This window comes from Bacteroides sp. An279 (assembly GCF_002159615.1).
GTDB classification, from domain to species: Bacteria; Bacteroidota; Bacteroidia; order Bacteroidales; family Bacteroidaceae; genus Phocaeicola; species Phocaeicola intestinalis.
In genome coordinates this window covers 1-20750 of record NZ_NFJA01000002.1, presented here as the reverse complement: position 1 = coordinate 20750, position 20750 = coordinate 1, and the positions used below count along the sequence as shown (strand labels likewise).

Below are 20750 nucleotides of genomic sequence, written 5' to 3'. Positions count from 1 at the left end.
ACCTTTTAAGAAACTATTTTGAATTTCTCCAAAAAGCTTCTTAGTCTTTGTCGGCTCCCAGATAAAAGCCTATATTCGTCTGCTGATTATATCCCATATTCTGCATTGTTTGCGACATGTCATAAGTATGGTCATTGGTTAATGCAGTAAAACGGTAACTTGTCGGATAATTGGTAGAAAAAATACGGATTGAAGTATTGTCTTCTGAAGGCAAAATCACTTCTTCACGCCAGTCACCTACCATATCCCCATAATAACAGGGATTATATTTTGTTCCATGATTCCCTTGATTTGTTCCATATCCCGTATTGAAATTGACAAGCCGGTTTTTGTTGGTCATCGGATTTGCTTTTGCGCTTACAATTAAAGCCCGGTCGTACAATTCACGGGTAAGTTCTCCACTCCACCATATTGCTACATTATACATGGAACCTCCGCCAATGCCTGTAGGAATAGACACACCTTCAAGAGGAACATTACCCGAACTTGCACAATTATAAACGCCGGTATTCAAGCTGGACCAATATTCAAAGTTTGGACTATCCGGATCAATATCTGCCACAATGGAACGTCCAACATCGCCGCTGGGACCAGCTCCATGCCCTGAAATCAGATTGCCATTACGTGCATCCAGTATCTGACAACCATATCCCAATCCTTGATTGCTATAAGTATCTTCCTCTTCAAAAGATGCTTGTACCTGTAATCCCTGACGGTCTTTGATAAATTTGCCGACACTCAGAATATCGCCATGTCCGTTGCCTGTACACCATAATTCACCTCCATCGTCATCTATGGCTGCCGAACCGTAAAGTATTTCGTCTTTTCCGTCTTCATCCAAATCGGCTACACGGAAAGCATGCGCCCCCATTGCCAACCATTTTTCCGCATGTCCATCAGCTGTATCAAATTGCCAACGAGCAACCAATTCATTATCTTTAAAATCTAAAGCCCATACCTGCCAGTTCAGGTAAATACCTCTTGTAATGATTAAGGAAGGATTGCTTGTACGCGTTCCTGTTATCTCGTCAGGTATTCCATCCAGATAAGCGGCTCCAATAAAGAAACGGTCCATCCGATTACCGTAGTCATCCCCCCAGTATTCTTGCCAATATTGGGCACGGGAAGCTTTCGAACCTGTTCCACCGCGAGGAATATTATCCGTACGGCAAATTTCGCGACCGTCATATCCGCGACATAAAGAAATATATTCGGGTCCTTCGAGGATAAGTCCTAAAAGTGTCGGCAAGGCACTGCCTGAATACCAACCGACTTCATCATAGTGGATACGGTAATCATGTACCGTTCCATCTTCATTGGTTATTGTCTTTCCATCCCCGAAAGTTGTTCCCTCTGATGAACGAAAAGCAATTTCACACAATCCGTCGCCATCAAAATCATATAAAATAAATGAAGTATAATGAGAACCTGAGCGTATGTTAATACCTAAATCGATACGCCACAAAAAAGTTCCGTCCAACTTATATGCTTCCAGCAAAGTTGTTCCCCCATACCAGCCTCCTTGGTTGGCACCATCATACGGTTCACGTTTTATCACGATTTCCGGCCATCCGTCACCGTCAAGTTCACCGACTTGTACATCATCGGGTTGATAATCTACTGAGGCATTCGGAACATTCATATCCAATTTGATTTCACGATAAAACGTCTGAGCCATTTGGGAAGTGAAAGTAGTTTCACATAAAGTTTCGTCCTCTCCGGTAAGAGTCACGCGATAATGGTTTTCCTTTGTCGGGTCAACATCTTCATCAATCCAGCATGAAGAGTCGGTTATAGGTTCGCTGTTCAGCTTCTCTTCTGCATTATTTGCAGTTGATTTATATATATCAAAAGCTGTACCTGCAGGATCTGTAGGAAGCATACGCCAGCTCACTAAAGCACCATGTATACCGGTCGTTGAGTTGGCATCTTCGTCAGGAGCAGGATCATAGCTGACCCACATCAGTCTGTCGCCAGTAATTATATCAGTAGGAAGAGAAGGAAGTTCTGTCACAGAATTGTCTAGAGGTAAATTGTCCGAACAAGCAAAAACAGTTCCAAGGCAAGCCAGTCCAATCAAGTAATTGAGTTTATTCATGTTATAAGGTTTAGTAGGTTTGTGAGTAAAAAAATGCGCCCGAAGCTTCACACAATCACTTGCTCCTGCCTCGCGCGACTTTGAAAATTAATCTAACTTTTGTATCCATAAACCCGGTTATGGAAGCATGAAATCTTCCAGTGCGGTTTTATATTCAAGTGTAACGGTGCCTGTCTGTGTACGCACATTCAGACAGACATCGATGGTATCGTCATCTGTCAGTCCTGTCTGGATAAAACGGGAATAGACTTCATCGGGCATACGCAGGCTGATAAGCGATGAGGTTGTATTCCATGCATTGGGTGCATTGTTATCAAAATACAGATTGAATGTAGCTTTTTTTCCTGTTGTGTCTATATCACGGTTGCCATCATAATAAAGCAGGAAAGAAACCGCACTATAAGGGTCAAAATAGAAGGTAGGAACTACATTCATGTAACCGTTTTGTATATAATACTGTCCTTCGGTCTGGTTGACGCTTTGCACAGCCCTATTCTTAAGAGCAATAGAATCTTGCCCGAATATCTGGTAGTCTTCGCTCAACGTATCGACACAGGATATGTAGGTAGGAATCTCTGCAGCCTCACTCAATACAATGTCATACGTGTGTCCGGATTCCAAATCCGATACATTTGTAAGGCTTTCATCTGATGTATCAAAACTGACTACAGCCCGTCTGACTTCTTTCAGCCACGAGATTTGTGACAAATTGGAAGGAACCAATACCGCATCAAAGTCAGTATACAGCCGATAGCCTTCCAGTTCGTTACCACTTACCGTTACAGCCATGTTGTTGAAAGTAACACTTTGCCGGTTGTCATCGTTGTCCAGACACGATACAAGCGTCACAACCGACAGGCACACAACAGACAAACGAAAAATGTTGAATAATCTGTTCATTTTATGTAGATAAATTAATAGCATGTACCGCAGAGGCATATTGCCTGAAAGTCAATATCTTTCTTGTCAGGTATATGCTCCTGCGGTATTTCTGTTTTTACCAACCTTCGTTTTGGGTCAGGTTAGGATTCTTCATGATTTCAGTCTGCGGAATGGGGAAGAAATACATTTTATCATCCCAAGTACGGCTCACTTCATTACGCGTGTAAGTGATGGTTCCGTCCGCATTCTGGGTAAGCTTCATTTCAGTAATGCTCTTCAGCTTATCCCCTTCTTTCCAACGGCGCAGGTCATAGAAACGATGTCCTTCGAAAGCCAGTTCTACCATACGTTCGTTCTGGTATTTCGCCCAGAAAGCATCGTTGCTCATGCCGGTAGGGAATTCCGGCATATTGACATCCGAACGCGTACGGGTAACACTTGCTGCTTCACGTGCCGACATCGGGAACTCAGCCGAAGTTGCATCGGCAGAACCCAAATAGCGGAATACCGCTTCGGCATAGTTCAGGTAAAACTCACCCAGACGGAACGTAATCCACGTATGACGCGAACTTTTAACCGTACTATTTGCACGTAAATCGACTGCCGGGTCAAGATACTTTTTCAGGTAATAGCCTGTAGGAGTAGCTCCTGAAATAGGTTCGCCATTAGTACCACCGTAGAAAGTCTGTATCGGTGCTGTATTATAAGAGGGCCATCCTGTATCGCCGTTCTTTACCACGGTCATGGAAAAACGCGGGTCACGTCCTTCGTATGGGTTTTCCGGATCATATCCGCTGCCGGCTTCATTGATACCTAAACCAGTTGCCTGCATTTCGTACGCATCTACCAGATTTTGTGAAGGACAGTTGCCCGAACCTCCACCGGTAATACCAATAGGATAATTGTATTCTTCAAGCACGCTGGAAGCACCGGAAGCATCCTTCGAGTTGACATAGCGGCGCATGAAAATCATTTCACTATTCTGCCAGTTGGTCGTCCCCCACAAGGCAGCGTATGTACCTAATTTGAAATCTCCTGCCACACAAGCGTCAATCAGTTCCTTGTTTGCCTGTGCAGCTTTATGCCACAATTCCTGGTCGTTGCTTTCATTGAATAAAGGACTTGCCGCATAAAGAGCTGCACGTGCCTTCAGTGCCAATGCCGCATAACTGGTCAAACGGCCACTTTCTGCTGGAGAAATACCCAACAAGCCCAAGTCGGTATAATCTTCAGGCAATAAAGTCGCAAGTTCGGCACATTCTTCTTCGATAAAGCTGAACACTTCCTGTGCCGGTGTACGGGTCAAGCTGTTCACATTGTCTACTGTCACCATTTCGGTAAAGAAAGGAACGGCACCGTAGCAACGGATCAGATTGAAGTAGAAGTAAGCCCGTAACAACCGTACTTCATAGAATGAATTGTTATAACGGAACATACGCGCTTCATAATCATCATTTTGTTTGAGTTCGTCAAATGTCAATCCCTGAAATTCCTGCAGGTATTGATTACATTCTTGAATGGCACGATAGCTTGTAGTCCATGTGTTCGAAAGTGGGTTGGAAGGACTCCAAGAACCATTGGTAAAGTCACACACATCGCCACTGGTATAGGCATACTCGGCTTCATCACATGCCGAAGCCAGCATACCGCCTCCATACACTTGTCCGAAATCGTAGTCAAGCTCATTATAAATATTGGTCACCAAGCCAATCACTTCATCATAGCTTTGTGCCAAATAGTCTTTTTCGTAATTGGCGTATTCGTGGTAGTCCATGTTACAAGCACTCAGCAATGCCACACACGCTGCGCCTCCTATGATATTTTTGATTCTCATATTTTTTCCTTTTTATAAATTAGAAACCGATTGACAAACCAATCACGGCACTACGCGTCAACGGTGCAGTGGCTCCGTATGCTTCCGGATCGGCAATCTTGATTTTATCAAAGCAGAGCAAGTCGATTCCCCGTACATAGAGTTTGGCTTTGCTCAATACATGGGTCTTCTTCATCCACTTTTCCGGGAAATTATAATACAGTTCTACCGAACGCAGCTTCAGGAACGAACGGTCTTCCAGCCATACGGTATTGGTCTGGTAGTTGTTAGCATTGCTTTCTGAGCTTAGACGCGGATACAAAGCATCCGGATTCTCCGGTGTCCAACGGTTTTCGTATGCATGTTCAGAAATCGTTGTGTTATTGATTAACGGCCAGTACAAGCTGGTAGTATTCAATACAGCCGAATAACGTCCTGTTCCTTGGAACATGGCATCGAAGCCCAATCCTTTCCATTCAGCTCCCAAGTGGAACGAATAGTAGATTTCGGGCGCAGTGGTGCTGTAACCGATAGCTACTTTATCGTTATCATCAATAATGCCATCATTGTTCACATCTTTATACTTGATGTCACCCGGACGCAGAGTTGTACCGAAATTCTGTGCCGGACTGTTGGCGATATCTGCCTCATCCTTAAAGAAACCGATGGCCTGCAAACCGTAAGTCTGCTTTACCGGATTGCCGGTCTGAATCAGGTTGTCATACAATCGCGGTTCTTCCAGTTGCTCGATAATCTTGTTCTTTGCCAACATAAAGTTACCGCCGATATTGAACTTGAAGTCACCGACCTTCTTCGTATAATTGGCACCGATTTCTACCCCCCAACTATCTACGATACCCCCGTTTTCATACGGAGCGGTAAAGCCCAATACCGATGAATACTTACCGCTGGAACTTACCCAAATATCTGAACGGCGTTCGTAATACGTATCGAATGTCAGGTCAAGCCCCTTGAACAGGCTGGCATCGAAACCAAAGTTATACTTATACGCTTTTTCATGCGTAGAGTTCAGCGAAGCCAGACGTCCTAACACCCAACTGGTTGTACCTTGCGAGTAGTTGGTATCGAACGGATAGAAACTACCACCCCCATAAGTCTGTTCCCAGTAATTGGTTACATCTGAACCGTCTTCTTGCGGCAGACGGTCGGCATTGATGATACCAAATGATGCACGTACTTTCAGAAAATCAATCCAGGATTGGTTTTGCATGAAATTTTCTTTTGAGACAACCCATGCCGCACCGACAGTAGGAGAAAAAGCCCACTTGTGTCCCGGAGCCAGTTTGTTCGAAGCAGAGCCTACCAAAGTCAAATCAAAGAAATAACGGTCTTTCAATCCGTAATGTGTATACCAAGATACGTTCTGGCGATACCAAGTCTGGTCTATACCTTTCGTATTACGGTATTCGTAATCCCAACGCAATTGGCTGTAGATTTTGTTCGCTTCGTTAATAGTCTTATTATAATATAAGGTACCGGCAAAATTAAATACTCGTGTAAAGGCTGTAATTTTCGAGCCTTCACCCAGTGCACTTTCTTTACCATCGGTATAACGGGTCAGCTCGCCCGGTTCACCGTCTACCCACGAAGAAACTGCATCACTTCCATAAATGAATGTTTTCGAATAGTCTTCGTAATACAAAGCATAATTGTCATAACCCAACATCAAGCTGGCACCCAATCCCGGTGTGATAGCAGATAAATCCTGGTCTAAAGTCATATCGGCATACAAGGTACGTTCGTGGAATTTGGTGTATCCTGCATCCTGTGATACGGCAACCGGGTTCATTGTGCCTGCCCATGTAGAGCTACCACCCCAAGTTCCGTCTTCTAATTGTCCCGGATAAGCAGCCGAAGGAAGTTTATAAATCATACTGCCCCAAAGGTCGGCACTGGTATTACTACTCGTATTACCACCCGGCGCACGGGTTTCCGACAAAACACCTACCAAATTCAGTTTCAGTTTGGTACTCGAAGTCAAATCAATATCCAGATTTGTACGCAAGTTGGCACGCGAATATTCGTCTTGTGTAGAATAACCATCGTTCATATACGGATTGGCTATAAAACCTTTATTGGTAGTCAGATTTCCCATAGCGTAGTAACGAAAACGTTCGGACCCACCTCGGAAACTGATATTGTAAATGTTAGTAGAAGCCACATCGCGGAATGTTTCACCTATCCAATCCACATTCGGATACAGATAGGGATACTTTCCTGAACGGAAAGCATTCAATTCGTCTGCCGAATAACGGGCAGAAAGTCCGTCATTTGCCAGCGCCTCGTTGATGGCATTGGCGTATGTATAACTGTCGGCAAACTTTGGCCGGCGTGCTTGCCATTCGAATCCATGGTCGTACGAGAATTTCACTTCACGCGTATTGTATTGTCCTCGCTTGGTGGTGATATTGACTACACCGTTAATGCCTTTGTAACCATAAATAGCCACGGCAGAAGCGTCTTTCAATACTGTTACCGATTCTACTTCTTCAGGAGTAATATCGGTAATGTCACGCTCGATGCCATCTACCAATACCAACGGAGTAGTAGACGAAAGTGTCTGCAAGCCACGTACAAAGAAAGTTGGTTCATAATTGGCGTATGTACCTGTCCCTTGCAACGTCATCAGACCTGTACCGTAACCAAAAAGTGAATTTCCAATATTTTTGGCACTCCGTTTGTTAAACTCTTCATTGTAAACAGTAGAGACCGATGACGTGGATTCCTCCAGACGCTGTGCGGTACGATAGCCGATCTCTACCACTTGGTCAGCATATTTTTCCGGTTTCCCCGGCGAAGCGATGCTGTCTGTTGTTTCCTGCGCGTAGCCCGGCATTGTGCAAAGGGCAAACAGTGCAGCAGGTATGATTAGTTTATCTTTTCTTATCATAAGTCGAATTACTTTTTAATAATTGTGTTTCGCATTACCATCCTGGGTTTTGAATCAAGCCATACCCTTTGTTCACTTCTGTCAACGGGAAAGGTGATAAATACCATTTTGCATCAAAACCATTTGTCCACCAGTAACGTACCGGATTGGATAATTCATACTTCTCATATTCAAAATGTGTAGGATAAGGTTGTGTTTTATCACCATTATACCATCCTTCTCCGGCAAATTCACCCGTACGGGAAATACGCAAGCCATGCAATTGTTTTTCGAAAATATCCGCACGTTTATAACGAATCAAATCAAAGAAACGGGTGTCTTCCATACCCAGTTCGCAAGCACGTTCGCGGAGGATTTCTTCCAACAAGGCATCTTTATTGCCAGTCAGGTTCTTATCCGGATTGCATTCTGCCAGTCCTTTCATTCCCACACGGGCACGTACAATGTCTACTTGTGCTATGGCATCTGCCAAACGATTGTTCTGGCACAATGCTTCTGCATATGTCAAATACATGTCAGACAGGCGTAAAACGACCCATTGTGTATAATGACGAAGCATATCCGGTCCCATCAGATATTTTATCGGTGCATATCCCGTAGCAAAAGAACCGGTTTGATTATCTGGCTCTTGTTGCGCATCGTAACCGCCAACCCAAGCCTCGAAACTACGTCCCGACATATTGCCGGTCGTCCAGTCAAGCGCAGTAGGCTGCCCGTTTACAATGGCTTCTTCATACAAACGTGGGTCACGTGTCAGGACGATGTTACTTTTTCCATCTTCACCTCCATTCGGAGAACCGGTCATGAACATCTCGTCCAAACGCCCTTCTGCAGCGGTCTTGTCCCAATCAAAGGGTGTACCGTCTGCCCATGGGAACATTTCCACATACTCTTGTGTAGGAGTATATCCACGGCGAATCCCATTTCGGCTTGCATCGGTTGTACCAAGTGGATCACCCCACTGATGCCAAATATAATTACCCGACTTAAAGGCATCATACCCAAACTGTCTGGTACTCATAAGTATCTCAGGACTATCCAATTCCGCATAAGAAGTACGATAAGCCAAGCGGTAGTCCTCCGGACGAGTTCCTTTAGACTGTACCAACGAATACCCTCCATTAGCGTTCAGTTCATTGAAAAACTCTTCACAAGCTTGCAGGCACTGTGTCCACAGTTCAGCCTTATAGCCGCCATACCAAACCAAGTGTTGTGCTTCTGCTTCCGAAGAACCGCCAGCATATGCTACATCATCATTAAAAAGCGGAGAAGCAGCAAATTGCAGGATACGACATTTCAATGCCATTGCAGCTGCGCGATTCCAACGACCGGCATTAGTTTGTGGATTATCTACTGTCCAAGGCAACACTTCTTTCGCTTCATCAAGCAATTTAATCATAAAATTAACGGTTTCTTCTACCGTTGCACGAGGCAAATCATAGCTGGCATCCGTACCGCTAAAAGAATGGTCAATAATAGGCAGACCTCCATAATGACGGAACGTATCAAAATAACGCGAAGCGATGATACACTTTGCCTGTGCTACAATGGATGCCTTTTCAGATTCTTCCATTCCAGGCACACGGTCGATGTTTTCTATGATTAAATAACCATAACGAACAGCTTGCCATACGCGGTTTTTCAAATAATCCCATTTATCTGAACGCTGACCATAATTTGACGTATGCGTTCCATAATAATAGCTGTTTACAATACCACTTGACAAATAAGTATAAATATAACAGTCCGTCAATGCTTCAGGCTTACCGACATAAGGATTGGAAGATTCACAAGGATAAGCATCGCTCGATGAATTACGGAACGGAAGACCATAATACTGAAAGGTATATAATGTATTCAAAAATTGTCTCACGTATTCCGGGCTATTGAATACTGTATCGCTGGTCACATCACCACCTGGTGCTTTCTCCAAGAAAGCACTTCCGAACTTGATATCATCCACACATGATGTGGAGACAACTGAAGTCAGAGTCAGTCCTGCGGCAACAGCGAAAAACCATTTATGTTGTTTCTTCATGATTTTATCTTTTTATTAAGGGTTAAAAACCAAGTTTCAAGCTCAGCGAAAAAGTACGAGTTAACGGATAAGTCGGCTGGTTGCTGGCTCTTGATTCCGGGTCACCCCACTTATACGGAGTAAAGGTCAGCAGGTTGTATCCGCTGAATGCCAGTTGGCAAGTGCTCAGCTTTAGCCGTTCCATCAAAGGGAAATGGAAATTATAAGCAATCTGCAGGTTCTTCAGACGCAGATATTTGGCATCCTTTTCCCATAGATTTGAATCCTGATAGTTGTTCGAATCACCATTATCGAAAGTAGCACGCGGATATTCGGCATCCGGATCCGGGTTTGCCGTTGTCCATGTATTTTCTACTTGAGCTACCAACAAACCTCCCTGATTGGCATTGTTGCGGTCGGTAAACGGCTTACGGAAAATACTTGAGATGCTGCGGCTTACGTTCCAGGCACCCGTCCATTGCATGGAGAAATCAAAGTTCTTCCAGCTAAATCCGAGATTTAGACCTGCCATGTATTCGGGGTCATCGGTATAGCCTAAATCACGCGTCTTGTCATCAGGGGTAATCGCACCATCCCCATCCAAGTCTACATATACACAGTCACCATTCTTCAACTCTACCAATTGGGTCGGCATTTCTGTTCCAAACACTTCCCGGTAATGAGCCGGAGTGGTATTCTCATCGTAGTATTCGAAGAATTGGTATTGCAAGCGCGAACCGATACGGTGTCCTTTTGAATATTGATATTCTTGGTTCAACGGAGCTTCCTTGCGTTCAATAATCTTGTTTTGATTGTACATCAGGTTCAAGTTGACAAAATAACGGAAATCATCGCCAATGCGGTCATTCCATTTTAAAGAAATTTCCCAACCCCAGCTGTCTACTTTACCAAGATTTGCCATCGGCAAAGTGAAACCCAATACCGAAGGAGCCGTACCGTCGCTCAGCAAGATATTGGTTCGTTTCTCCTTATAATAATCGAAACTACCTTGCAAACGGTCGTTTAAGAAATACATATCTACACCATAGTTCTGTTTCAACGATTTTTCCCAAGTTACATCAGGATTATTTTTGGCTGCCTCATACGCACCTGGACTTACTGTTGCATTATTAATACCAAAAAGATAACTATAACCACCATTTAAATTCGATGCTGTTGTATTATTTACGTAATATGGGTCGGCTGTGTACATGAAACGGCTACCACCAATCTTATCGTTACCTACCAGACCAATGGTGTATCTCAGTTTCATAAAACCGATAAACGGTTTGATGGGTTTCCAGAACTTTTCTTCACTGACGACCCATCCGAAAGAACCTGCCGGGAAAGTACCGAAACGTTTGTCTGGAGCAAAGTTTTCCGAACCGTTGTAACCGATATTGAACTCAGCCATATAACGGCTTTTCCAGTCATAGGTAGCACGTCCTACCAAACCTACATAGCCTTGTGGAATAGATGAGAACTCAGTCGGATAATATGTCTTCGATTGGTTGTACAGTGCCAAAGCTGTCACGTGGTGATTACCAAACGTACGGTCATAATTGAAAGCAGCTTCCATATACCAGTTACGTGACTTCGCAGGGTCGACATCTTGGTATTTCAATTGCGAATTTGTACCGCTTTTCTTATATACAATGGTACCATCGTCTTGCAAAACCGGTGTATAAGTTGCTATACTTGCCGTAGCGCGTGTATACGATGTAAAACCACTGTTGTAAGAACCTTTGACACGGAAGCTTAATCCTTTGGTAATGAAATCCAGTTTTTGGCTTAATTGCAAATCGGCATTCAATGTATTGTTGCTGGTCTGCATAAAACCTGCGCCATAATATGCCATACCTGTACCTCCGGTAAACGGCAATCCATATTCGGTGGTAGTATATACCAACTTGTCATCTACCAGTCCCGGACTGGAGAACGGAGTTGCATAATACATCTCCAATAGCATACCGGCACTTCCTTGTCCCGTATAAGGTTTCCAGGCGTTGTTTACGTTTCCGGCAATATTCATTGATACGGTGGTTGTCTTGGTTACATCGATATCCAGATTCGAACGGTAGTTGAAACGTTTGTACTGATACGAAAGGTCGTAAGGCAAATCAAAACCGTTAAACAGACCTCCTTGTGTATAGGCACCTGCTGATACGAAATAACGGATACGGTCGGTACCTCCCGAAATATTTACATTATGCTGGGTCTGCAACGTCATGTCCTTCAAACAGTAATCTACCCAGTTTGTGTTCGGGAAGCGGATCGGATCACTTCCTGTACGGAATTTCTCGATTACATCCGGTTGGAACATCAGTTGGTCTTCTGTATATTCGGGATGGTCATTCAGCTGCATCTGATTATAAAAGGTAGCATACTGGTATGAATTAGCCAACTCAAGTGTCTTAGTCGGCGCAATGATACTTGCCGAGGTAGAGAATGAAATCTTCGCTTTTCCTTCTTTACCACGTTTGGTAGTAATCAATACGACACCATTGGCACCACGCACACCGAATACCGCTGTAGCCGAAGCGTCTTTCAAGATGGTGATGCTTTCGATTTCGTTCGGGTCGATGTCGTTCATACTACGCTCTACACCATCCACCTGGATTAACGGTGCTGAGTTTTCCCATGTAGCCTGACCACGAACGAAGATGCTGGCAGCATCGTCACCCGGTTCACCTGAGTATTGCACGGTGGTTAAACCGGCAAGTTGTCCAGACAACATATTCGATACAGAACCGGTGGGCGACTTAAGCAAGTCATCACCTTTCACGCTGGAGATAGCACCTGTCACGGTCACTTTCTTCTGTGTACCATACGCTACGACCTCCACTTCACCCAACATCTGTGAGTCATCTTCCATTGTTACCCGCATTCCTTCTTTAGCCACCACTGTTACAGTAGTATAACCGATAAAAGAAATTTGCAGTTTAGTACCCGGTTTTACATTCAACTGAAATTTACCATCAAGGTCGGTTATTGTACCGGTTGTAGTTCCTTCTACAACTACACTTGCTCCAATCACTGGTTCTCCTTTACTATCGTATACAGAACCTGTAATCGTACCCTGCTGTTGGGAAGCAGTCGCAGCACGAAGAGATTGGAAGCCTAAGGCCGGAGATACAGCCGTTACTGTACACAAAAGTGCAAACGGCAAGATCCCCTTTTCTAGAAACTTTTTCTTTCTCATGTTATTAAGGTTTGATTAGTGTTGTGATTAAGATTATATTAAACAAAGGTATTGCCTTTCAAGGCCCGGCAATCATCACTTTACATATCCATTTTTTATATGTTGTTTTCATCTGTTTCTTATCTTTATTAACAAAAGATTTATAAGACGCAAAGAACCACAAAAAAGGTGAATTTTAAAATGGAAAATCGTGTATAATAATGGAAATTTTTATCTATCTTACTTGGGAAAGGAGAAAAAATGCAGTTCTTATCACGATTCTTCCCTAAAAAGGGAAAAAAAGGCTTTTTTATAAGTTTTTTATCCGATAAAATAAGCTATTGGGAAAAACATGCCTTAGGTTGTCATTTCAAGGTTAAATAAAGTTATCCTTTCTTCTATTACTGTAGCAAAAATATTTTATAAATGCCTGCCATCAGCCAATCCAACCGCGTTGAAAACGCAATAGTACTGCATTCGCCAATACAGTATATATTCATTTTTCAGGGGTATGTATTGACTGTTGGCAGACATTTAGAAACAGTTCTCCCAATGTCTTTCGCAATACCGGATGCAATGTTTCACTGGCTATCTCCACCAAAGGTTTCATAACAAACTCACGTTCGGTCATTAAGGGATGTGGCAGGACCAGTTCTGGTGTATACAAGATTACATCATCGTATAACAGCAGGTCTATATCAATCAAACGGTCATGATACACTCCTCCGACCGATTTTTGGGTACGCCCCAATGTGCGTTCGATTTCTTGGGTCCGATACAAGACTTCCATTGGAGGTAAAATGGTTTCCACACATGCCGCTGCATTTAGAAATTTATGTTCGGAAGCGAACCCCCATGGAGCAGTTTCATAAAAAGAAGATAGGGAAATCACTTTCCCTATCTCGTCATTTATCAGTCTGGCAGCAGTACGTAGATTGGTTGCTTTGTCTCCCAAATTCGTACCCAGTCCCAAATAGACATTTGCCATCCTTTATCGAATTACTTGTTCAATATCAGCATCGCATCGCCATAAGTGCCGAAACGATAATCTTCTTTCAACGCCTCTTGATAAGCATCCATTACCAGCTCATATCCTCCATACGAACATACCAGCATCAGCATGGTAGACAAAGGCATGTGGAAATTGGTCACCATTGCATCGGGCAATACGAAATCGTAGGGCGGGAAAATGAACTTGTTGGTCCAGCCCTCATATTCTTTGAGATGTCCGTCTGTTCCTGTAGCCGTTTCGATGGCCCGCATCACGCTGGTACCTACCGCGCATACCTTGTGTCCGCTATCCTTTGCTTCATTTACAATACGGCAAGCCTCGGATTTGATGAACATTTGTTCCGAATCCATCTTGTGCTTGGTCAGGTCTTCCACATCAATGTCGCGAAAACATCCCAATCCGCAGTGCATGGTAATAAATGCCAAGTTGATACCTTTGATTTCCATACGTTTCATCAGCTCGCGGCTGAAGTGGAGTCCTGCAGCTGGTACGGTTACAGCCCCTTCATACTTGGCATAGATGGTTTGAAAACGTTCGGTGTCTTCCGGTTCTGCCGGACGACGGATAAAAGGAGGAAGAGGCGGCTCGCCCAATGCATAGAGAGCCTTCTTAAATTCATCATGCGGACCATCATAAAGGAAACGAAGGGTTCGTCCACGTGACGTGGTATTGTCTATTACCTCGGCCACCATTGAATCATCATCGCCGAAATACAACTTATTTCCGATACGTATTTTACGTGCAGGATCCACCAGTACGTCCCATAGGCGGAGTTCTTCGTTCAATTCGCGCAACAAAAAGACTTCAATGCGCGCCCCTGTCTTTTCCTTGTTTCCATACAAACGGGCAGGGAATACTTTCGTGTCGTTAAAAATGAATGCATCCTGATCATCAAAATAGTTCAGGATGTCCTTGAATATAACATGTTCTATCTGACCAGTAGACTTGTGTACTACCATCAGCCGGGACTCGTCTCTGTACTTCACCGGATGCAAAGCAATCTTTTCTTCCGGTAACTTGAATTTGAATTGTGACAGTTTCATCTTCTTCTCCTTTCCTTATATTATTATTCCAGATACCAAGCGGCTTTGTTGAACGGGTACAAGCTTTCAGATATTTTCAGCTCCTTTAACCGGTAAGGAGCTATATTCCCATCCTATTCGAACATTCCGCCAACCAGGTACTTAAACTTAGTCAACTATTACATCCTGCTGGTTCAGCCAGCTTTCAAAATCTTCTACTTTCATACAATTTTCCAAGGTCACTTCACCCACGCGAGTACGACACAACGCAGTCAGGTGTGCCCCACTGTGTAATGCTTCCCCGATGTCGCGTGCCAATGCGCGGATATATGTACCTTTGCTACAGACCACGCGTATCTTTATTTCGGGTAGTGCACATTCCAGCAATTCAATCTCATCGATAACCAACGTCTTGGGCTTCAGTTGTACTTCATCACCTTTACGCGCCAGTTCGTAAGCACGCTTCCCATCTACCTTGCATGCAGAAAATGCCGGAGGCACCTGCTCTATAGCACCCACAAAGCGCTGCAATGTTTCTTCCACCAACTCACGGGTAATGTGTCCGGTAGGATACGTGGCGTCTATCTCTTTTTCCAAATCATACGACGGCGTGGTGGCTCCCAACTGTAGGGTCGCCACATATTCTTTCGTATGGTATTGGAATTCTTCGATACGCTTTGTTGCTTTTCCTGTACAGACAATCATCACCCCAGTTGCCAAGGGGTCGAGTGTCCCGGCATGTCCCACTTTTATTTTTTTCACTCCCAGCTTGCGGCTGACGTGATACCTTATTTTATTGACAAGCGCAAACGATGTCCATCGGTACGGCTTATCAAAATACAACACCTCTCCTTCTTTAAAGTTCATCAAGCAAGTTCCAAATTATATCCTAAAGCTGTCATTATCAAAATTACTCCTCCCACAATGATACGATACCATCCGAAAGCTGCAAATCCGTATTTCGTCACAAAGCTGATGAAGAACTTGATGGCGAGCATTGCTACGACAAATGCGACTACATTGCCTACAATCAGCGCCTCCATATTTGCCGTGATGATTTCTGTACCACCGTCCATAAACAGTTTCAGCATCTTGTAGACCGTGGCGGCAAACATGGTAGGTACGGCAAGAAAGAAAGAAAACTCGGCAGCAGCCTTACGGGTAAGCTTCTGTGCCATACCGCCTACAATGGTGGCCATCGAACGCGATACGCCCGGAATCATTGAAATGCACTGGAACAGTCCGATACAAAAAGCACGTTTCTCGGTCAGTTCAGTCGTTTCGCTTCCATTTCCGAACAATTTGTCGCAAAACAGCATAAACACGCCTCCTACAATCAACATTACCGCAACCACAATCACACTTTCCAGCATAGCATCGATCATATCACTGAACAACAGACCTAATACAGCTGCAGGAATGAAGGCAACCAACAATTTCCAATAAAAATCGTACTTATGCAGGAAACGTTTCAGCGTTGAAGCTCCTTCGGGAGCCGGTTTATGATTCAGACGGAAAAAACGTTTCCAATACAAACATACCACCGAAAGAATAGCTCCAAACTGGATGATAAACGTAAATGCTTTCACAAATTCGGTACTCTCTACCCCCAGCACATTTTGTGCTATAATCATATGCCCTGTCGATGAGACAGGTAAAAACTCGGTCAACCCTTCAACAATCGCTATTATGATTGTTTGCAATAAATTCAAATCTCCTTCCATTATTTATTGATAATTTGACAATCAGCTATTTATTATTTATGCCAATCAGGAGTTGAAAGGGAGTTAGAAACAGTTATCGCCCGCCAGGCGGACTGGAAATTAAAGTGATAACTCCTGTGAAACATAACTGCTTTTAATTCCTGATTCACATTATATTTAGTTGTCTATTTGCAAATAGCAAGCCGAAGTAGTAACAAACTTATTCTTTCGGTTTGCGCAATATACCATAAATCATTGCGATAAATCCTATAAAGCAAACTACCGGTGCCACCTTGATACGTCGCGCACTGAAAATGTCCGGTTCGAATGTAGTTTCGGTAGAACCCGGTCCTGACATCAGCAAGAAACCGATGATGATTACTACCATCCCTCCTGCCAATAACAGGAAGTTAGTCTTGTCAAAAGCAAATTTTCTTCTATCCATAATTTGTTCTTTTATAGAAATAATAAAGAAACCTGAAGAGTGGAAAAAGTTGGAGACCATTGGAAATGGCATGAAACTTACACTCTCCTTAATTTCTTTACCTTCTCCTAATTATAATATAGTTCATTGGTCTTCATCCGCAAATAACGGTTAATGGAAATCCATGCACAAAATGTCGTTATCACTACCCCGAACAAGAATACCGCCCCCATCACCACCAACATTACCCCAGGGGTTATTACCGCCAGCAAATCGGGTTCATATCGTACCAGTGCATACGCTGCTGCAACCAGTATCCCGTCGGCTATCACTCCAGCCAGGATACCTACCCATACATTACGTACCAAAAAAGGACGACGGATAAAAGCCCAGCTTGCTCCTACCAGTTTCATGGTATTGATAAGAAAACGTTTGGAATAAATGGTAAGCCTGATAGTATTGTTTATCAATGCAAATGATATCAGCGTAAGCAGGGCAGCAAGCCCTAGCAATACCACACTGATTTTACGGATGTTACGGTTGACCGCATCCAACAGGTCTTGCGGATAGTTGATTTCGATGACACCCTTTTCCGAAAGAATTTCGTCCTTTATCCAGGCTATGCTGTCCGAATTGGCATACTCCGCATTCAGCTTGACTTCGATAGAAGCCGTAAACGGATTGTAACCTAAAAACTCGGCAGGGTCGGTTCCCATAGCTTCCGATTGCTCCTGCAATGCCTGTTTCTTTGAAATATAATCGGTTTGCTTTACGTAAGGCTTGGCGTTCAGCCTGTTCCGGAACTGTAATATGTCGGGGTCTTTCATATCATCGCTTATCAATACAGAGAAAGCTATATTCTCGCGTACATATACAGATAAGTTGTTTGCTGCCAGCACGAAGAAAACCACCGTCCCCAGCAACAACAGGACCAACATGGTGCTGATGCTGGAGGTAATGAACTGCATATCTATCAATGCTCCCGATTTTTTGCTCATGCCTTCACTTTTTTCTGAAACACATATATCATCGAACTGCTCCGTTCCTTTTTCACTAATGAAGCCAGACCGGCTTCCATTCCCTTCAGCATCCCTTTTACGAAAGGAAAACTGCTTTTCCGATACTTTTCCGAAAGCATTGATACGTAAAATGCATCAAACGGCATCGGATGACGTTCGGTCAAGATGAACCCATGCTTGGCTCCGAACTGCTGTATGACAGACGGAGCAAAGTGCCACAAATGACGCGGCACATCATATGCCGCCCACATTTCCTTATAAAAACGGGCGTCAAACGAAGTTGGGTTAGGTACAGCTACAACCAGAATACCCCGGTCGCTCAGCAGGGAATAAATCCTCTCCCACGTTTCATTTAAATTCTGCAGGTGCTCCATTACGTGCCATAATGTCACCACGTCAAATGAACCGGTTTCGTATGCCGGCAAAGCTTCAGGAGCATTCACTTCCAATCCGAAATGTTCACACGCAAAAACTCTTGCCTGCGGACTTTTCTCGATAGCCGAAACCCGCCATCCGCGTCCAGACATAAAGTGAGGAAAATACCCTGTTCCTGTGCCGATGTCAAGCAAACGCCCCCGGCTCAGTCCGCAACACCGTTTGATAAGTCGTGCCTTACGGCGCAACATGTATTGACGCACACAATGGTACAACCGGTTAGCAAGTCCCTTGCGCGTATCGGTATGCGAAATATAATCGGGCGACTCGTAATAACGTCCTATCTCACTTTCATCGGGCACATCCTGCGTGAAAAGGAATCCGCACGATGCACACCGGCAAATGTCGAACGGTTCATTTGTGGCATAGTGATCGGTACAAGTCATCACCTTCTCCAGTTGGTCTTTGCCGCATAACGGGCACGTATCTATATGCAGTCTGTTCACTTTATTCCCTAATTTGGTGCAAAATAACAAATAAATCGGGTACGAATACCTATCTGTTAAGCTTCTTTAAGGATATTGGGAAAAAGCGGAAAACATTTGTCTGGCCTACTCAGTCTGCACCGTTTTCTTCCGGCATCTTGTTTTCGGGCTTTTCGATGCCGTCTGCCGTGGCTCGTTCTTCCATAGTTGAACCGAGCCAGTACGGGACAAGTGCCCGGCATTATCCTCTTTTACAACATCTACGATGCTTTCGTGCCTTTCCGCTTTTCCTTTCGCAACACGAAGCCTATCCATGCGATGCCCAATCCGACCGCACTGAAGAACCCGTGCAAGCAGCCTTCATGTACGGGGAAACGTACCTCGCGCACATATTCCGGATTGTAAAGCAAGGCAATCTCCCCTCCTTCGCGCATGCCGAACGTCAGATAGACTTCCTTTGAGGTGTACATCTCGCCGAACTCCACCGTTTCGTAGCGCACGTCGACACGATGTTCCCACCGCATCTTGCGGTACTTGTACACCCGTTCCGACTCTATCCGTTCCACTACTCCGCGGGCAGGATTCCAGTCTTTCACTATCATGCCCAGCGAAATGAAGCCGCCTATTCCCAGCGCCAGCATCACAAAGCCGATAAGGAAACAGGCTACGTAAGCCATATCATGAGATTTCATAAAGCCTCTTGTTCGTTTACATTCACGAGGGTAAATATAAACAAAAGTACACACATAAGCAAACATGTGCATAAAGATATTGTCAAAATACCAACAACCTGCCAATCCCTTTCCGCACAAGACTATACACATCCGGCAAGGCAAGCAGTTATTTCAAGCATTTTAACTGGTAAGAACTATAGTTTCACCATGATAAAACTGCCGTTTTAACCTGTTAAAACTCCCTGAAACTACAGCTTCCTTATGCAACACATGCTTCTGAAGCATGCATAAGAAGCAATTTATCCACACATTCCACTTGACGTTATCCACAAGCTATAAACACCTATAAGAAGGTTTCAACAAGTTTTTCAACTATTTGTTTACCATTTATCAACAAAATTCTTAACCGATAAAAACGCTTGTCTTCTATATTTTTGTATCTTTGTACTGATGAGAAACCGAAACTGAAAAACTGAACTTTTACCATTTACCTGCTTATGAAAAAAATAACGCTCCTTTTCCTGACAAGCTTTTTATTGATTTCGTGCGGAACATTCAAACGCTTGACTCCAGAAGAAATCAAGGCCATGACCACAACACACATCAATGAAAATTATGATCTGGTCTTTTCTTCGACTGTATCGCTTGTGCAATCTCAAGGTTTCCTGATAACCGATGCCGATAAAACGACCGGGTTCATCATCGCATCCAGACAGGAAGACGATAATCTCGCCATTGTCTCTAAAATCCTTTTTGGCAGTGCTACGGAATCTTCTACTGCCCAAGCATCGTTTTTCATTCAAAAATTGCGGGATGACCTGACTGAAGTGAAACTGACCCTTTATCAAGGCTATGTTTCATCAGACCTGATAGGCGAATCGCAAACAGAAACCAAAACCGTCACCAACAGCATTGTAACAAAGCCGAAAGTTTACCAAAATTGGTTCACCGCATTAGAAAAAGAAGTGGAAAGCCGCAAAGCAATGATGCAACAATCTTCAGTGAACTGACCGGTATTCTCGTTTCCCCACCGTCAAGTTAGAAGTGCAACTCCGCCACCGCCTTCCTCCGTCCTTGGAGCGTAGCGGAAAGGGCGGAGGAAGGCGGTGGAAGCCCGGAATCAGGGTCATCCGG

At 44.0% G+C, this 20750-nt stretch carries 15 protein-coding genes; 1 reads left to right on the top strand and 14 read right to left on the bottom strand.

The window, feature by feature from the left end; genetic code table 11:
- Nucleotides 1-40: 40 nt before the first annotated feature.
- The 14 genes from B5F78_RS00650 to B5F78_RS00585 form a co-directional block, all read right to left on the bottom strand.
- Complete coding sequence (locus B5F78_RS00650; protein ID WP_087405675.1) at nt 41-2098, bottom strand: rhamnogalacturonan lyase family protein; 2058 nt, start codon at nt 2096-2098, stop codon at nt 41-43.
- Between the two features lie 117 nt (nt 2099-2215).
- Nucleotides 2216-2998, bottom strand: a complete 783-nt coding sequence (locus B5F78_RS00645; RefSeq protein ID WP_239473365.1) for a hypothetical protein — start codon at nt 2996-2998, stop codon at nt 2216-2218.
- Between the two features lie 97 nt (nt 2999-3095).
- Entirely contained in the window at nt 3096-4814 is a 1719-nt protein-coding gene (locus tag B5F78_RS00640) for a RagB/SusD family nutrient uptake outer membrane protein (RefSeq protein ID WP_087395419.1), read from the bottom strand.
- Nucleotides 4815-4833: 19 nt separating this feature from the next.
- A complete protein-coding gene (locus tag B5F78_RS00635; RefSeq protein WP_087405712.1) occupies nt 4834-7701 on the bottom strand; it encodes a SusC/RagA family TonB-linked outer membrane protein in 2868 nt (955 codons plus the stop codon).
- Nucleotides 7702-7738: 37 nt separating this feature from the next.
- Nucleotides 7739-9742, bottom strand: a complete 2004-nt coding sequence (locus B5F78_RS00630; RefSeq protein ID WP_022040371.1) for a RagB/SusD family nutrient uptake outer membrane protein — start codon at nt 9740-9742, stop codon at nt 7739-7741.
- Between the two features lie 22 nt (nt 9743-9764).
- Complete coding sequence (locus tag B5F78_RS00625) at nt 9765-12923, bottom strand: SusC/RagA family TonB-linked outer membrane protein (RefSeq protein ID WP_022040372.1); 3159 nt, start codon at nt 12921-12923, stop codon at nt 9765-9767.
- A 475-nt stretch (nt 12924-13398) separates the two neighbouring features.
- Nucleotides 13399-13890, bottom strand: coding sequence for a 2-amino-4-hydroxy-6-hydroxymethyldihydropteridine diphosphokinase (gene folK / locus B5F78_RS00620; RefSeq protein WP_087405674.1), 492 nt, complete (start codon nt 13888-13890; stop codon nt 13399-13401).
- A gap of 11 nt (nt 13891-13901) precedes the next feature.
- Nucleotides 13902-14957, bottom strand: coding sequence for a tRNA preQ1(34) S-adenosylmethionine ribosyltransferase-isomerase QueA (gene queA / locus B5F78_RS00615; RefSeq protein WP_022040374.1), 1056 nt, complete (start codon nt 14955-14957; stop codon nt 13902-13904).
- A 147-nt stretch (nt 14958-15104) separates the two neighbouring features.
- Nucleotides 15105-15803: a tRNA pseudouridine(55) synthase TruB gene (gene truB / locus B5F78_RS00610; protein WP_022040375.1), complete on the bottom strand. Its 699-nt coding sequence runs from the start codon at nt 15801-15803 to the stop codon at nt 15105-15107.
- Nucleotides 15803-16660, bottom strand: a complete 858-nt coding sequence (locus B5F78_RS00605) for an undecaprenyl-diphosphate phosphatase (protein WP_022040376.1) — start codon at nt 16658-16660, stop codon at nt 15803-15805. The genes truB and B5F78_RS00605 overlap by 1 nt, the downstream gene beginning before the upstream one ends.
- A 199-nt stretch (nt 16661-16859) precedes the next feature.
- Nucleotides 16860-17084 (bottom strand): DUF3098 domain-containing protein, encoded by a 225-nt coding sequence (locus tag B5F78_RS00600; protein ID WP_022040377.1) that lies wholly within the window; start codon nt 17082-17084, stop codon nt 16860-16862.
- A gap of 107 nt (nt 17085-17191) precedes the next feature.
- A complete protein-coding gene (locus B5F78_RS00595; RefSeq protein WP_022040378.1) occupies nt 17192-18061 on the bottom strand; it encodes a cell division protein FtsX in 870 nt (289 codons plus the stop codon).
- On the bottom strand, nt 18058-18963 hold the full coding sequence (locus B5F78_RS00590; protein WP_087405711.1) for a class I SAM-dependent methyltransferase: 906 nt from the start codon (nt 18961-18963) through the stop codon (nt 18058-18060). Before B5F78_RS00590 ends, B5F78_RS00595 begins: the two co-directional genes overlap by 4 nt.
- Nucleotides 18964-19202: 239 nt before the next feature.
- Nucleotides 19203-19634, bottom strand: coding sequence for a DUF3592 domain-containing protein (locus B5F78_RS00585; RefSeq protein ID WP_087248405.1), 432 nt, complete (start codon nt 19632-19634; stop codon nt 19203-19205).
- A 479-nt stretch (nt 19635-20113) separates the two neighbouring features.
- Here B5F78_RS00585 and B5F78_RS00580 point away from each other — a divergent pair, with 479 nt between their 5' ends.
- Nucleotides 20114-20626: a hypothetical protein gene (locus B5F78_RS00580; protein WP_087248407.1), complete on the top strand. Its 513-nt coding sequence runs from the start codon at nt 20114-20116 to the stop codon at nt 20624-20626.
- The last annotated feature ends 124 nt before the right edge of the window (nt 20627-20750 follow it).

What these genes read in the sequence shown, in the direction of transcription:
- B5F78_RS00630 (WP_022040371.1), bottom strand. Translation starts at nt 9,742, where the DNA reads ATGAAGAAACAACATAAATGGTTTTTCGCTGTTGCCGCAGGACTGACT.
- truB (WP_022040375.1), bottom strand. Translation starts at nt 15,803, where the DNA reads ATGAACTTTAAAGAAGGAGAGGTGTTGTATTTTGATAAGCCGTACCGA.
- B5F78_RS00650 (WP_087405675.1), bottom strand. Translation starts at nt 2,098, where the DNA reads ATGAATAAACTCAATTACTTGATTGGACTGGCTTGCCTTGGAACTGTT.
- B5F78_RS00585 (WP_087248405.1), bottom strand. Translation starts at nt 19,634, where the DNA reads ATGAAATCTCATGATATGGCTTACGTAGCCTGTTTCCTTATCGGCTTT.
- B5F78_RS00625 (WP_022040372.1), bottom strand. Translation starts at nt 12,923, where the DNA reads ATGAGAAAGAAAAAGTTTCTAGAAAAGGGGATCTTGCCGTTTGCACTT.
- B5F78_RS00600 (WP_022040377.1), bottom strand. Translation starts at nt 17,084, where the DNA reads ATGGATAGAAGAAAATTTGCTTTTGACAAGACTAACTTCCTGTTATTG.
- B5F78_RS00580 (WP_087248407.1), top strand. Translation starts at nt 20,114, where the DNA reads ATGAAAAAAATAACGCTCCTTTTCCTGACAAGCTTTTTATTGATTTCG.
- folK (WP_087405674.1), bottom strand. Translation starts at nt 13,890, where the DNA reads ATGGCAAATGTCTATTTGGGACTGGGTACGAATTTGGGAGACAAAGCA.
- B5F78_RS00605 (WP_022040376.1), bottom strand. Translation starts at nt 16,660, where the DNA reads ATGGAAGGAGATTTGAATTTATTGCAAACAATCATAATAGCGATTGTT.
- B5F78_RS00645 (WP_239473365.1), bottom strand. Translation starts at nt 2,998, where the DNA reads ATGAACAGATTATTCAACATTTTTCGTTTGTCTGTTGTGTGCCTGTCG.
- B5F78_RS00595 (WP_022040378.1), bottom strand. Translation starts at nt 18,061, where the DNA reads ATGAGCAAAAAATCGGGAGCATTGATAGATATGCAGTTCATTACCTCC.
- B5F78_RS00640 (WP_087395419.1), bottom strand. Translation starts at nt 4,814, where the DNA reads ATGAGAATCAAAAATATCATAGGAGGCGCAGCGTGTGTGGCATTGCTG.
- queA (WP_022040374.1), bottom strand. Translation starts at nt 14,957, where the DNA reads ATGAAACTGTCACAATTCAAATTCAAGTTACCGGAAGAAAAGATTGCT.